The organism is Kocuria oceani (assembly GCF_029524215.1).
GTDB lineage: Bacteria > Actinomycetota > Actinomycetes > Actinomycetales > Micrococcaceae > Kocuria > Kocuria oceani.
This window is the reverse complement of the sequence record NZ_JARAMH010000003.1, coordinates 50,259-64,119: the sequence shown is the minus strand read 5'-3', so window position 1 is coordinate 64,119 and position 13,861 is coordinate 50,259. Positions and strand designations below refer to the sequence as shown.

Here is a 13,861-nt window from a genome sequence, read left to right as displayed (position 1 = left end):
CACAGCGATACGGAAGTCTAGTCGCCCTCGTCGGCCCGCCGGGACGGGTCGGTCCCGGCGGCGCCCGGATCCGCGGTGGTCCCGGTCGCGCCCGTCCCCTGCGCCGCGGCGTCCTCCGCGGCGCCGTCCGCGGACCCGGTGGTGCCCTCCGCGGCGTCCTCCGCGGTGCCCGTGGCGTCCTCCGTCCCGACGACGTCCGGGGCGGCGTCCTCCGGGGCGGTCTCCTCCGGCTCGTCCGTGCGCAGGGGGATCTCCACCGGGTCGTCGGTCGACGGCGGGACGTCGTAGTGGCGCAGCACCTGGCCCATGATCTTGCTGAAGGTGCCGGTCGTGCCGATGCTGCGGACGTCGCCCTGGGGACGCTGGAGGGTCACGGCCACGAGGTACTGAGGATCCTCGATGGGCGCCACGCCCACGAAGGAGGTGGTGTAGCCGTCGTAGCCGCCCTGCGCACTGGGGGCCTCGGCCGTGCCGGTCTTCCCGCCCACGCGGTAGCCCTCCACGGCCGCCTCCTTGGCGCCGCCCTCCGTGACGGTGACCTCCATGATGTCCAGGAGCTGCTCCGCCGTCTCCTCGGAGACGATCCGCTCGCCCTCCGGGCGCTCGACCGGGGTGCGGGTGCCGTCGGGGTCGATGACAGCCTCGACGACGCGCGGCTCCACCTGGACCCCGCCGTTGGCGATCGCCTGGAAGACGGTGGCGGTGCGCAGGGGCGTCTGGGACACGCCCTGGCCGAAGAGCACGGTGTACTGCTGGCGCTTGTCCCACTGGTCGACCGCGGCCAGGATGCCCGGGGACTCCCCCGGCAGCTCGATCCCCGTGGTCTCGCCCACCCCGAAGCGCTGCATCCAGTCGTGGCGCTGCTCGCGGGAGAGCTGGCTGCCGACCATCACGGTGCCCGTGTTCATCGAGTCGGCGATGATCCCGGCGAACGTGCGGTCCTGCTCGCCGTGATCGAAGGCGTCGGTGATCTTCTCCCCGTCGATCTCCAGGAACGGCGGCACCGTGATCTCCGTCCGAGGAGTGACCAGGCCCTCCTCCACGGCCGCCGCGGCGGTGAGGATCTTCTGGGTGGAGCCAGGTTCCACGGCCTGGGTCACGGCCCGCGCCCCGAGGTCCTCGGCGTCCGCCGAGCCGATGTCGTTGGGGTCCACGGTCGAGGAGTCCGCCAGCGCCAGCACCGCGCCGTCCTCGATGCGCATCACCACGGCGGTGCCCCACTCGGCGTCGAGCTCCTGGGCGCGTTCGGTGACGGCCTGCTGGGCGATGAACTGGACGTCGCTGTCGATGGACAGCTGCACCGAGGACCCGTCCACCACGGGGCTCTCCTCGGTGGGGGCCACCGGGATGCGCACCCCGTCGGCGCTGATCTCGAAGGTGCGGCTGCCGTCCGTGCCGCGCAGCAGCTCGTCCTGGGTCTGCTCGATCCCGCCGAGGGCCTCGTCGTCGCCGCCCATGAAGCCGACCACGCTGCCGGCCACGGGCCCGTTGGGGTAGATCCGATCCGAGGACGGCTGCCCGTAGACGTAGGGCAGGTCGAGCTCGCGCACGGTGTTCCACTGCTCGGGGGTGACCCCGCGCGCCACGTACTCGAACGGCTTGTCGCCGTCGAGGGAGTCCTTGACCTCCGCGTCCTCGAGCTCGAGGGCGTCGGCGAGCTGGTACACCGCCTGTGTGGGCGTGACGGTCTCGGTGGTCCCGTCCGCCTTGAGCCGCTCGAACTCCCGGACCTTGCTCTGGTCCACCGTCACGTCGTAGCGCTGCAGCGTCCGCGCGAGCACGTTGCCCTCGGTGTCGCGGATCTCCCCGCGCTGGGCCGGGACCACCTCGGTGCGGGAGCGGTCCGTGGCGGCGGCCTCGGCCCGGCCGGAGACGTCGAAGCCCTGCACCCACACGAGGCGCAGCCCCAGCACCACGAGCAGGGCGAGCACGAGGAGCACCCCGACGTGGCTGCGGCCGAGGCCCGGTGCGCGGGGGGTGCCGTCGGTGGGCGTCGAGCGTGCGCGTGCCACGTGAATGCCTCGTTCCTGGTCTCGGCTGGGGGTCTCCGGTGAGCTGCGGGGTGCGGGGGCGGTGTCGGCGCCCCGGTCACTCCCCGGGCGCGCGCTGCTGCGGGGCCGGCAGGCTCCCGCCGCCGAGCCCGGCGTTCGGCGCCGCGTCCTCACGGGCCCGCCGCTCGGCGTCCTCCCGCTGCTGTTCCGCCTTCTCCCGCTCGCGGTCCTCCGCGCGCTGGGCGGCGCGGTCCGCGGCCTCCGAGCCGGTCTGCTGCGCGTGGTCCACCAGGATCTCGTGGTTCTCCTGCGGCTGCGCCGGCAGGGGGTCGCCCTCGACGGACCCGGTCGTGAGGTCCACCGTGCCCGAGCCCTGCGCGGGGACCATGCCGAGGTCCGAGGCCATCACCGCGAGGTTCTGGGGGGCGTCGTAGAACTCGAGGTCCTGGGTGAGGGCCTCGTTCTGCTGGCTGAGCGCCTGCTCCTGGGCGCGCAGCTCCACCAGCCGGTACTGGCCCCCGGAGATCTGGATGTTCAGGACGAGGATGGAGGCCAGCGCGACCACGAGCGCGAGCAGGCTCAGCGCCACCGTGGAGACCCGCCCCCGCCGGGCCCGGCTGGGCACCACGGACAGGGGCGCTCGGGTGGATCCACCGGTCTCCGGCGCGGGAGGGGCCGGGGTCTCGAGCTGACGGGCGGAGCTGCCGTCCGGCGGGCGCTGGCCCCGCCGGACGGCCCACGCCCCGATGCCGCTGCGCGGAGGAGCCGGGCGGGCCGGTCGTCGCTGGAGTCCGGTGCCGCTCATGCGTTGTACCTCTGCGCGTTCTGTGAGGAGTGCGGTGGGTTCTGCCGGATCCGCTCGGCGGCCCGCAGGCGCGCCGAGGCGGCCCGGGGGTTCTCCTCGACCTCCGTGGGGGTGGGGGTCTCGGTGCCCCGGGTGAGGATCCGCAGCGTGGGCTTGTGCTCGTCGAGCTCCACGGGGAAGCCCTTGGGCGCGGAGGAGGTCGCCCCGCCGGCGAAGGCCTGCTTGACGATCCGGTCCTCCAGGGAGTGGTAGCTCATCGCCACGACCCGCCCGCCCACGGGCACGGCGTCCAGTGCGGCGGGAACGGCCCGGCGCAGGACGTCGAGCTCCTCGTTGACCTCGATCCGCAGCGCCTGGAACGTCTGCTTGGCCGGGTGGCCCTTGCGGTGCTGGGCACCCTGGGGCACGGCCGCGCGGACGACCTCGACGAGCTCGCCCGTGGTCCGGAGCGGGGCCTGCGCCCGGCGCTCCACGACGGCCCGGGCGATCCGGGACGCGAAGCGCTCCTCGCCCCAGTCGCGCAGGATCCGGCGCAGGTCGGCCTCGCTGTAGTCGTTGAGCACGTCCTGGGCCGTCACGGGCGCGGTGGAGTCCATCCGCATGTCGAGCGGGGCGTCGTAGGAGTAGGCGAAGCCGCGCTGCCGCTCGTCGAGCTGGAGCGACGAGACCCCGAGGTCGAACAGCACCGCGTCCGCGGCGTCGAAGCCGTGCTGGGCGAGGGCCTCGGGGATCCGGTCGTACGTGGTGTGCACCGGGTGGAACCGGTCCCCGAACGGGGCCAGCCGGGCCCCGGCCAGGGCGTGCGCCTGCGGGTCCCGGTCGATGGCCACGAGCTGCAGCCGGGGGAAGCGGCGCAGCAGCGCCTCGGAGTGACCACCCATGCCCATCGTCGCGTCCACCGCCACGGCACCGTCCTCGGCGAGCGCGGGGGCCATCAGGTCCAGGCAGCGCTCGAGCAGCACGGGGACGTGGAGCTGCTCGGCTGGGCGTTGCGCCATGGGCCCTCTCTTCGGCGGTCGGTCGGTCTGGGGTGGCCGGCGCCGGATCGACGCCGTGGTGGGGCCGCGGGCGTTCCAGGATCAGAACCCCATCCGCTGGCCGTCCCTCGAATCCGGCCTGGCTCAGGGGAAGGTGAGCCAGGACGGTGACGGCTGTGCGGCTGGAGATCTCATCCGGGAGGCGGTGCCGCGCCCCGCAGGTGATGGTCGGCGACCCTGTGCTCAGAAGAGCCCGGGTACCACTTCCTCCTCGGTCTCGGAGAAGACGGCCTCCTTCTCGTTCAGGTACTCGTTCCACGCCTGGGCGTCCCAGATCTCCGCCCGGGTGCCCGCGCCGATCACTGCGAGCTCCCGGTCCAGACCGGCGTACTCCCGCAGCGGCGGCGGAATGGTGACGCGGCCCTGCTTGTCCGGGACCTCGTCCGAGGCGCCCGAGAGAAAGACCCTGATGTAGTCCCGGGCCTGCTTCGAGGACAGCGGCGCCGCCCTCAGCTGCTCGTGGACCCGCTCGAACTCGCGGACGCTGAAGACGTACAGGCACCGCTCCTGACCTCGCGTCAGGACCAGTCCCTCCGCCAGCTCCTCCCGGTATTTCGCCGGCAGGATCAGGCGGCCCTTTTCGTCGAGACGGGGTGAGTACGTTCCGAGAAACATGCTCACCGCCTCTCCAGCCCGAGAGTTCTCCCAGATCCATCTCTTCGCCCCACTTTACTCCACTTCACTCCCCGGTCAACGAAACCGGGGCCCGCCCGGCCCGGCGTGGCGTGGCGGGCGGCGCGCCCGCCCGGCATCGTCGCAGGTGGGGCGCGGCGGCGCCGGAGTGGGGGCTCCTGGAGGCCCGCGGGGAGGAGAGTGGAGGGGCGGGCCGCGGCAGGGGCCCCGGGCACGAAGAAGCTCCCCGGCGGGACGCCGGGGAGCTGTTCGGGAACGGTGCGGGCGCCCGGTGGGGCGCCGAGGTGGTGGGTGGTGGAGGGGCCGGCCGGGCGGCGGTGCCCAGGGGCCCCGGTCTAGGACTGGCCCCCGGAGTTGCGCTGGTCCCAGCGCTGCTCGAGGTTCTGCAGGAACGGCGAGGACCGGCGCGGCGGTCCGCCCTTGCCGCCGGCCCCCTCGGAGCGGGGCTTGCCGGAGCGCAACGTGGCGACATAGACGCCGGCGCCCATGACGACGAAGCCAAGCACCCCCAGCAGGACGGACTTGAGGACGACTCCACCGAGCAGGACGAGCAGGCCGACGACGGCGATGACGATCCCGAGGACGATGTTGCGGGTGGACGCTCCCCGGACGGCGCGGGACCCCATGCTCGTGACGAACCGCGGGTCGTCCGCGTGGAGCTGCTTCTCGAGCTGGGCCAGGAGCTGTTGCTCGTGCTCGGACAGTGGCACGGTATGCCTCCTCATCCTTCGGGTGCGGAAATCCCCGGCTGTTCCGGCGCCGCCTGGTACCAGGATAGACCGTCGGCTGTGGATTGTGCACGGCGCGCGCGGCTGTCAACAGCCTTGGAATTGCCTTGCCGCTCGCGCGGTGCGGCGGGCAGCAGGCGGGCCGGGCCGAGCCGGTCCGCCCCGAACCGGGCGTGCACCCGGTCCATGGCCTCCTCGGCGGCTCCCCACTCCTCCTCGCGGCCGTCGAGGCTCAGCTGCAGGGCGTCCGTGGACTGCTCCAGGGCCTCGGCGCGGATGCCGATGAGGCGCACCGCCTGCGGGCGGTGCCCCAGCTCCTCGAGCAGGCCGGCACCGTGCTGGAGGAGGTCGTGGGCGGAGGTGAACGGCTGGGACAGGGTCCGCGAGCGGGTGAGGGTGGTGAAGTCGGCGTAGCGCAGCTTGAGCCCCACCCGGCGCGCCCGCAGGCCCTGGCGCCGCAGCCGCGAGGCGGTCCGGTGGCTGAGCCGGAGCAGGACCTCGTGCAGCACCCGGTCGTCGGAGACGTCCTGCGGGAAGGTCTCCTCCGCGCCCACGCTCTTCTCCTCCCGCACCGGCACCACCGGGCGCGGGTCCCGGCCGTTGGCCAGTTCGTGCAGGTGGTGCCCCGCGGCCCGTCCGACCACCCGGGTGAGCTGGGGCAGCGGCGCGGCCGCGAGGTCGCCGACCTGCCGCAGGCCGGCACCGACCAGGGCCTCCGCCGTGCGGCCGCCGACCCCCCACAGGGCCGTGACCGGCAGCTCGGCGAGGAAGGCGACCGTGTCCTCGGGCTGCACCAGCAGCAGGCCGTCGGGCTTGGAGCGGGTGGAGGCGATCTTGGCCACCGTCTTGTTGACCCCGATGCCCACGGAGGCCGTGAGCCCCAGCTCCTCCTGCACCCGGGCGCGCAGCGTCCGGGCGATGCCCACCGGCGAACCGAGCCGCCGGACGGCGCCGGCGACGTCCAGGAAGGCCTCGTCCACGCTGATCTGCTCCACCCGGTCGGTGACCTCCCAGAACATGGCCATCACCCGCCGCGAGTAGGCCTCGTAGGCGCTGCGGTGCGGCTCGAGGAGCACGGCGCCCGGGCACATGGCGCGGGCGCGGGCCAGCGGCATGCCCGAGCGCACGCCGAAGGCCCGTGCCTCGTAGGAGGCGGAGAGGACGACGGAGCGGTGCCCGGAGCCGGCCACGATGACGGGCCGGCCGCGCAGCCCGGGGGCCGCGAGGAGCTCCACGCCGACGTAGAACATGTCCATGTCGACGTGCATGACGGCACACGCCCGCCAGCGGGCCAGCCGGTCCTTCGGCGTCTCGGTCACCGCGCCCTCCTCCTGCGTCCGGCACAGCATAGTTCCCGGCCCGGACATCCGAGCCCCTTCGCTAGGCTGGGCGGAGACCGCGGACGGCCGCCCGGCCCGTCCTCCGCAGCCCGAGATCGAGGTCCTTCCGCCCATGACGTCACCGTCCCTGCCGCACTCCTCCCCCGCGCGCGCCGACACCGTGCCGCGGGCGGCGCCCGAGGACGCCTTCCGGGCCGAGGACGGTCGTTTCGTCGGCCGGCTGCACGCCGAGCTGGGGCGCTTCTTCGAGGGCCAGCGGGACGTCCTCGGAGCCATCTCGGCGGACACGCTGCCGCTGCTGGAGGCCGTCGCCGGGCTCTCCTCCGGGGGCAAGCGGCTGCGTGCGCGGCTGTGCTACTGGGGCTGGCGAGCGGCGGGCGGCGACCCGGAGGACCCCGCGGTGGTCCGTGCCGGGGCGGCCCTCGAGCTCTTCCAGTCCGCCGCCCTGATCCACGACGACGTCATCGACCGCTCCGACACCCGCCGCGGCGCGCCCAGCGTCCACCGCCGCTTCGAGGCCCTGCACGCCGAGCACGGCTGGTCCCTGGACGGGTCCGCCTTCGGGGTGGCGGCCGCGATCCTCTCCGGGGACCTGTGCCTGTCCTGGAGCGAGCAGCTGTTCGCCGGCGCGGCCGCGCCGGGCGCGGCGCGGGCCCGGGCCGTGTTCGACCTCATGCGCTCGGAGGTGATGGTCGGCCAGTACCTGGACGTGCAGGGGGAGGTCGCCGGGGCGGGTCAGGACCGGGCCGGCGCGGTGCAGCGGGCGCTGGACGTGATCCGCTACAAGTCGGCGAAGTACTCGGTGGAGCACCCCGTGGTCCTGGGGGCCGCCCTCGCGGGCGCCCCGGAGGCGGTGCTCGAGCGGTGCTCGGCGTTCGCCCTGCCGCTGGGCGAGGCGTTCCAGCTGCGCGACGACGTCCTGGGCGTGTTCGGCGACCCGGCCACCACGGGCAAGCCCGCCGGGGACGACCTGCGCGAGGGCAAGCGCACGGTGCTGGTGGGCTACGTGCGCCGGCTCGGCGACGAGGAGCAGATCGCCCGGCTCGAGGCCGCCCTGGGCCGGGTCGACCTGGACGAGACCGATGTGGCGGAACTCCGCGCGGTCATCACCGGCTGCGGCGCCCTGCGCGCCACGGAGGAGCTCATCGACGCGCTCAGCGCGGAGGCCTTCGCGGCGCTGGACCGGCTCGGCGCCGGGCCGGTGCCCCTGGCCGCGCTGCGCGGGCTCGCCGCGGCGGCGGTGCGCCGCTCGTCCTGACGAGCCCGCGCCCCCGGGCGCGCACGCCCGGCGGGGCTCAGGACCGGGTCACCAGGCCAGGGCCTGGGCGCGGCGGCGGATCTCCGTCTTGCGGCCGTCGCGCAGCGCGTCCACGGGCCGGCCCGGCAGGGACTCGTCCGCGGTGAACAGCCAGGCGATCGCCTCGGCGTCGGTGAACCCGGAGTCCCGCAGGACCGCCACGGTGCCCTTGAGGGAGTCGAGCACGGCGCCGTCCAGCAGGAAGGCCGCCGGGATCCGGCGGATGTTGTCGTGCGGGTTGCGCACCGCGAGCAGCGTCCCGTCGTCGACGAGACCGTGGACGCGCGTGACCACGAGGCCGAGCTGCTCGGCGACGTCGGGCAGGGGCAGCCAGTCCTGGACGAGACCGTCCAGGCGGTCGAACTCCTCGGTGCTGTTTCCGGATGTCTTCTTCACGCCCCCAGAGTGCCACGTCCGCCGGTGCCCGTGCCACGCGGGGCCCGCACGGTATGCTCGGACCCGCGGAGACCGCTGAGACCTCCGCCTCTTCCCCGATCAGCGTCAGAGAGCCACTTCATGCCGTTTCCCCCCGAGCGCGACACGACCGACCCGAACGACGCACCGCACCGCACCACCACCGGTCGCACCGCCACCGGGCCCACCGACGGCCCCGACGGCGGCTGCGGGGCCCGGGAGGACCGCTCCCCCCGCTGGGCCCGCCGCGCGAGGACCGGCTCGGCGGTGACCGCCGTGGCCGCCATGGCCGCCCTCGGCGGGGGCACGGTTGCCCACGCCGCCCCGCCCCAGACCTCGCAGGTGGCCCCGGCGCCCCTGGTGCTGGGGCAGAAGGCCTCCACGCCCCCCGAGCACACCGTGGCCCCCGGCGACTCCCTGTGGGCGCTCGCCCAGCGCCACGGCGTGGCCGTCGACGAGCTGATGCGCTGGAACGACCTCTCCGGAGCCGCCCTGCTCCGGCCCGGCCAGACCCTCCGCCTGGCCGCTCCGGAGACCCGGGCCCCCCGGGCCGCCGAGGACCCGGCCCCCACCGCACCGCAGCCGCGCGCCGCGGCCACCGAGCACGTCGTGCGCTCCGGGGACACCCTCTGGGGCATCGCCCAGTCCCACGACGTGTCGGTCCAGCAGCTGCTGGACGACAACGACCTCACCGTCGGCTCGCTGCTGCGCCCCGGCCAGAAGCTGGCCGTCGCCGGCGCCGTCCGGCCCGCGGCCGTCCCGGAGCCCGAGCGGAAGGCCGCGCCGGAGCCCGAGCGCGCCGTCGGGGACACGTTCCTCGGCCGGACCTACGAACGGGACGTGGTCGATTCCGCGAACCGCCACCACGAGCAGCTGGCCTCCCGGCCGGCACCGTCCCGGGAGGAGATGCGCCGGATCGTCCACGACACCGCCGTGCAGATGGGCGTGGACCCCGCCCTCGCGCTCGCCCACGCCTACCAGGAGTCCGGGTTCGACCACCGCGCGGTCTCCCCCGCCGACGCCGTGGGCACCATGCAGGTCATCCCGGACGCCGGCGCGTGGGCGTCCGGACTCGTCGGCCGCGAGCTGGACCTGCTCGACCCGCAGGACAACGTCACCGCCGGGGTCGCGATCATCCGCCAGCTCGGCCGCAGCGCCCCCAGCACCGACGTGGCCATCGCCGCCTACTACCAGGGCCTGCACGGGGTGAAGAAGTACGGGATGTACGACGACACGAAGAAGTACGTCAAGAGCGTCAAGGCCCATCGCCGGTCGTTCGGCGCGTGAGCCGCGGCCCAGCCGCCGCACAGCGCCGCGTTCTAGACTGATCCCGTGCAGCACGCGCACCCCGACCACCTGACCGGGTCCCTCCTGGAGGGCCGGTACGAGCTCGGACCCCGGATCGCCCGCGGGGGCACGGCCACCGTGTACCGCGCGGTGGACACGCGCCTCGAGCGCACCGTGGCCGTGAAGCTCATGCACCCACACCTGGCCGAGGACCCGGCGGCGGCGGACCGGTTCGTGCGCGAGGCCCGGGCGGCCGCCCGGCTGTCCCACCCGCACGTGGTGTCCGTGCTCGACCAGGGCCACGCGGCGGACGGGGTGCCCTACCTCGTCATGGAGCACGTGGAGGGCTCCACGCTGCGGGACCTGCTGCGCCGGCGCGGCGCCCTGACCCCGCGCGAGGCGCTGGAGGTGGTGGAGGCCGCCCTGGACGGGCTGGCCGCCGCCCACCGCGCCGGGCTGGTGCACCGTGACGTCAAGCCGGAGAACGTCCTGATCGCGACCGGCGGCCGGGTCACCGTGGCCGACTTCGGGCTCACCCGGGCGGTCGACCAGCACACCGGCAGCGGCACCGTGCTGGGCACCGTCGGCTACGCCTCCCCCGAGCTCGTGACCGGGCAGCGGGTGGACACCCGCGCGGACGTCTACTCGGCCGGCATCGTGCTCTTCGAGCTGCTCTGCGGGCGCCGCCCGTTCGAGGGCGCCCCCCTCGCCGTGGCCCACGCCCATGCGGAGGGCAGGGTGCCGGATCTGCGGTCCCTCGACCCCGGTGTCCCGGGAGCGCTGGCGCGGCTGGTGGCCCGGGCCACCGCCCGGGACCCGGAGGACCGCCCCGCGGACGCCCGGGAGATGCTCGAGCAGCTGCGCGCGGTCCGGGCGGTCCTGCGCCCCGAGGAGCTCGACCGCGCGCCCGCGCCGCGGACCGGCGGACCGGTCCCGCGGGCGACGGGCGCGGACAGCGCCCGGACCGGGACGACCACCCCCGGCGGCGCCCCGACCGAGGTGCTGGGCCGGGGTGCCGCCGGGTCGCCCGTCCCCGGCGGCACCCGGACCGAGGTGCTCGGCCGGCAGCAGGCTCCGACGGAGACTCTGCGCCGGCGCGAGGACCCGACCGAGGCCCTCCGCCCCGCCGGCGCGGCGACCGAGGCGCTGCCGGCGCCGCGCCCGGCCGGCTCCTCCGACCCGTGGCGGCCCGCGATCGAGCTGCGCCCGCGGCGCCCCCTGCGCGCGGCGGCGCACCTGGCGCTGGCCGCGCTCGCGGTGGCCGCGGCCGCCTTCCTGGGCTGGTTGATCGGCACCGGCCCGGGCGGAACGGTGAGCGTGCCGGAGGTGCGCGGCACCGGACCGGAGCTCGCCCAGCAGTACCTCGCCGGAGCCGGGCTCCGGAACGTGGCCGTGCACGAGACCCCCGATCCGGCGGCACCCGCCGGAACGGTGATCGGCACCGACCCGGCCGCGTCCGCGACCGTGCGCCCGGCGGAGCAGGTCGTCCTGCTCGTCTCGACCGGACCGGAGCAGGTCACCGCCCCGGACGTCGTCGGCATGAGCGAGGAGGACGCGGCCGCCCGCCTGGGCGACGCCGACCTGGCCGCCGGGGCGCGGACGGCGGTGAGCGACGACGCCGCCGCGGGCACGGTGGTGGGCCAGCACCCGGAGGCGGGCACGGAGGTCGCCGCCGGCTCGGCGGTGGACCTGGCCGTCTCCCGCGGCCCACGGGCCGAGAGCGCCCCCGACGTCGTGGGCCGGCCCGTCGGGGAGGCGGTGCCGGCGCTCGAGGAGGCGGGCTTCACCGCCCGGGTCGAGGAGAGCTTCGGCGCCCCCTTCGGCTACGTGCTGTCCCAGACGACGGACGGGGCCGAGGTCGTCCTGACCGTCCTGTAGCGGACGGCCGGTCCGGCCCCGGCCCCGTCGGTCCGGCCCCGCTCAGCGGCGGGAGAGGTAGCCCGCCACGAGGAAGGCGATCTCCAGGGACTGCATGTGGTTCAGCCGCGGGTCGCACAGCGACTCGTAGCGGTCCTCGAAGGAGGACTCGTCCACGGGATCGGCGCCGCCGAGGCACTCCGCGACGTCGTCACCGGTCATCTCCACGTGGATGCCGCCCGGGAAGGAGCCGATCGCCTCGTGCACCTCGAAGAAGCCGCGCACCTCGTCCACGACGTCGTCGAAGTTGCGGGTCTTGTACCCGGACGGCAGCGACACCGTGTTGCCGTGCATGGGGTCGGTGACCCACACGACCTTCGCGCCGGAGCGCTCCACGGCCTCGACCAGCGGCGGCAGCTTCTCGCGGATGTTCTTCGCCCCCATGCGGGTGATGAAGGTCAGCCGCCCGGGCTCGCGCTGCGGGTCCAGCTTGTCGATGAGCGCCAGCGCGTCGTCGCCGGTGGTCTTCGGGCCGAGCTTCACGCCGATCGGGTTGCGCAGCTTGGAGAGCAGGTCCACGTGGGCGCCGTCGAGCTCCCGGGTGCGCTCCCCGATCCACAGGAAGTGCCCGGACGTCCCGTACGGCAGGTGGGTGCGGGAGTCGATCCGGCTCAGCGCGCGCTCGTAGTCCAGCAGCAGCGCCTCGTGCCCGGCGTAGAACTCGGTGGTGCGCAGCGCGTCGAAGTCCGCTCCGCAGGCGTCCATGAACTTCACGGCCCGGTCGATCTCGCGGGCCAGGGACTCGTAGCGGGCGTGGGCGGGGTTCGTGGTGAAGCCCATGTTCCAGGCGTGCACCAGGCGCAGATCGGCGAAGCCGCCGGTGGTGAAGGCCCGGATGAGGTTCAGGGTGGACGCGGACGTGTGGTAGCCGCGCACCATCCGCCGGGGGTCGTGCACCCGGGACTCCTCGGTGAAGTCGAAGCCGTTGACCATCTCGCCGCGGAAGGTCGGCAGGGTGACGCCGTCCCGGGTCTCGTCGTTGGACGAGCGCGGCTTCGAGAACTGGCCCGCCATGCGGCCCATCTTCACGACCGGCATGGATGCGCCGTAGGTGAGCACCACGGCCATCTGCAGCAGCGTCTTGACCCGGGCGCTGATCCGGTCGGCCGTGGCGCCTTCGAAGGTCTCCGCGCAGTCGCCGCCCTGCAGGAAGAAGGCCCGGCCGTGGGCGACCTCGGCCAGGCGCTCGCGCAGCTGGTCCACCTCCCCGGCGAACACGAGCGGCGGGACCGCGTTGAGCTCCCCGATGGCGGTGGCGAACTCCGGGTGGTCGCGCCACGTCGGCTGCTGGTCGGCGGGCAGCTCGCGCCAGTCGTCCAGCCCGGGGTAGTCGGCCGCCGAGGGCACGGGCGAGGCCAGGTTGCGGAGGCTGTCGGGAACGGTGAACTCGAGCATCATGTCTTCCTATGGTCTCGTCCGGGGCGGGCCCGGACGGGGGATTCAGGGTGCGGTGGTCCCGGACGCGTCGTCGTCCGCGGCTGTGGGACGGTCGCGGTGGGTGAGGGAGTCGGCGGCGTGCCGGGCGGTCTGGGCGGCGGTGCGCGCCCGGTCCTTGGCGGTGCCCACGAGCTCCGCGGCGGCCTGCTTGGTCTCCTGGCGCTTCTGCTCCGTGAGGCGCTTCTTGTGCTCGGCCGCGTAGACGTCCACGGAGACCTGGCCCGAGAGCGCCTGGATGGCGCGCATGATCTCGTCGGTGACCTCGCGCAGCAGGGCGTGCTCGCCCTGCCGGCCCCGGTAGCGGGAGAAGTCGAGCGGCTCCCCGAAGATCGTGGCCACCCGGGCCCTGCTGCGGGGCAGCGGCACCCGCGCGCCGATCGGCTGCACCTTGTCGGTGCCCACCATCGCGATGGGCACGACCGGGGCGCCGGTCTCGAGGGCGAGCCGGGCCACGCCGATCTTCCCCTTGTACATCCGCCCGTCCGGGGAGCGGGTGCCCTCCGGATAGATGCCCAGCAGCTGACCCTCCTGCAGCTTGCGCCCCCCGTTGCTCAGGGACGTGGCGCTGGCGCGCCCGCCCGAGCGGTCCATGGGGATCTGGTTGATGGCCCGGAAGAAGGCGGCCATGACCCGGCCCTTGAGACCGGGGCTGTTGAAGTAGTCCGACTTCGCGAGGAAGAACACCTGGCGCGGCACGGCCACGGGCATGAACACCGAGTCGGAGACGGAGAGGTGGTTGCTGGCCAGGATCGCCGGACCCTCGCTCGGCACGTGCTCGAGGCCGCGGACCTCGGGGCGGAAGGCGACGTTGACCAGGGGTCCGACGACGTAGCGCTTCAAGAACATGTAGACCATGTGGGAGGGGACTCCTTCGTGCTGATCGGGATGTCGCGAGGGTCCGTGCCGCTCGGACCGGGTCCGGCCTCCGGTATTCTCTCACGTCCGCGCGCCCGCGAGCGCCAGAGCGCCCGGTCC

At 74.6% G+C, this 13,861-nt stretch carries 12 protein-coding genes; 3 read left to right on the top strand and 9 right to left on the bottom strand.

All coding sequences use genetic code 11. The features are described from left to right. Positions 1-17 precede the first annotated feature (17 nt). The 6 genes from PU704_RS04005 to dinB all read right to left on the bottom strand — a co-directional run bounded on the left by PU704_RS04005 (position 18) and on the right by dinB (position 6,513). Positions 18-2,012 carry a peptidoglycan D,D-transpeptidase FtsI family protein gene (locus PU704_RS04005; protein WP_277550268.1) on the bottom strand — a complete coding sequence of 665 codons (1,995 nt, stop codon included), beginning with the start codon at positions 2,010-2,012 and terminating at the stop codon, positions 18-20. A 76-nt stretch (positions 2,013-2,088) separates the two neighbouring features. Beyond that, complete coding sequence (gene ftsL, locus PU704_RS04000; RefSeq protein WP_277550267.1) at positions 2,089-2,796, bottom strand: cell division protein FtsL; 708 nt, start codon at positions 2,794-2,796, stop codon at positions 2,089-2,091. After that, a complete protein-coding gene (rsmH, locus tag PU704_RS03995; RefSeq protein WP_277550266.1) occupies positions 2,793-3,794 on the bottom strand; it encodes a 16S rRNA (cytosine(1402)-N(4))-methyltransferase RsmH in 1,002 nt (333 codons plus the stop codon). Before rsmH ends, ftsL begins: the two co-directional genes overlap by 4 nt. A 222-nt stretch (positions 3,795-4,016) precedes the next feature. Next, on the bottom strand, positions 4,017-4,448 hold the full coding sequence (gene mraZ / locus PU704_RS03990) for a division/cell wall cluster transcriptional repressor MraZ (protein ID WP_062736790.1): 432 nt from the start codon (positions 4,446-4,448) through the stop codon (positions 4,017-4,019). 353 nt (positions 4,449-4,801) lie between these two features. Next, positions 4,802-5,176 carry a DUF3040 domain-containing protein gene (locus PU704_RS03985; protein WP_277550265.1) on the bottom strand — a complete coding sequence of 125 codons (375 nt, stop codon included), beginning with the start codon at positions 5,174-5,176 and terminating at the stop codon, positions 4,802-4,804. Between the two features lie 11 nt (positions 5,177-5,187). Beyond that, positions 5,188-6,513 (bottom strand): DNA polymerase IV, encoded by a 1,326-nt coding sequence (gene dinB / locus PU704_RS03980; protein WP_277550264.1) that lies wholly within the window; start codon positions 6,511-6,513, stop codon positions 5,188-5,190. Positions 6,514-6,646: 133 nt separating this feature from the next. Between dinB and PU704_RS03975 the strand changes: the two genes are divergently transcribed. Beyond that, positions 6,647-7,792 (top strand): polyprenyl synthetase family protein, encoded by a 1,146-nt coding sequence (locus PU704_RS03975; protein WP_277550263.1) that lies wholly within the window; start codon positions 6,647-6,649, stop codon positions 7,790-7,792. 48 nt (positions 7,793-7,840) lie between these two features. Here PU704_RS03975 and PU704_RS03970 read toward each other — a convergent pair whose 3' ends face one another. Continuing rightward, positions 7,841-8,227, bottom strand: coding sequence for an Rv2175c family DNA-binding protein (locus PU704_RS03970; protein WP_277550262.1), 387 nt, complete (start codon positions 8,225-8,227; stop codon positions 7,841-7,843). A gap of 120 nt (positions 8,228-8,347) precedes the next feature. Between PU704_RS03970 and PU704_RS03965 the strand changes: the two genes are divergently transcribed. Then, positions 8,348-9,532 carry a lytic transglycosylase gene (locus PU704_RS03965; protein WP_277550261.1) on the top strand — a complete coding sequence of 395 codons (1,185 nt, stop codon included), beginning with the start codon at positions 8,348-8,350 and terminating at the stop codon, positions 9,530-9,532. Positions 9,533-9,577: 45 nt separating this feature from the next. Continuing rightward, entirely contained in the window at positions 9,578-11,410 is a 1,833-nt protein-coding gene (gene pknB, locus PU704_RS03960; RefSeq protein WP_277550260.1) for a Stk1 family PASTA domain-containing Ser/Thr kinase, read from the top strand. 42 nt (positions 11,411-11,452) lie between these two features. On the opposite strand, the gene PU704_RS03955 is transcribed toward pknB, so the two are convergent. Together PU704_RS03955 and PU704_RS03950 are read right to left on the bottom strand one after the other, a co-directional pair. Continuing rightward, entirely contained in the window at positions 11,453-12,847 is a 1,395-nt protein-coding gene (locus tag PU704_RS03955) for a class II 3-deoxy-7-phosphoheptulonate synthase (protein ID WP_082157493.1), read from the bottom strand. Positions 12,848-12,889: 42 nt separating this feature from the next. Continuing rightward, entirely contained in the window at positions 12,890-13,741 is an 852-nt protein-coding gene (locus PU704_RS03950; RefSeq protein WP_277550258.1) for a lysophospholipid acyltransferase family protein, read from the bottom strand. Between the last annotated feature and the right edge of the window lie 120 nt (positions 13,742-13,861).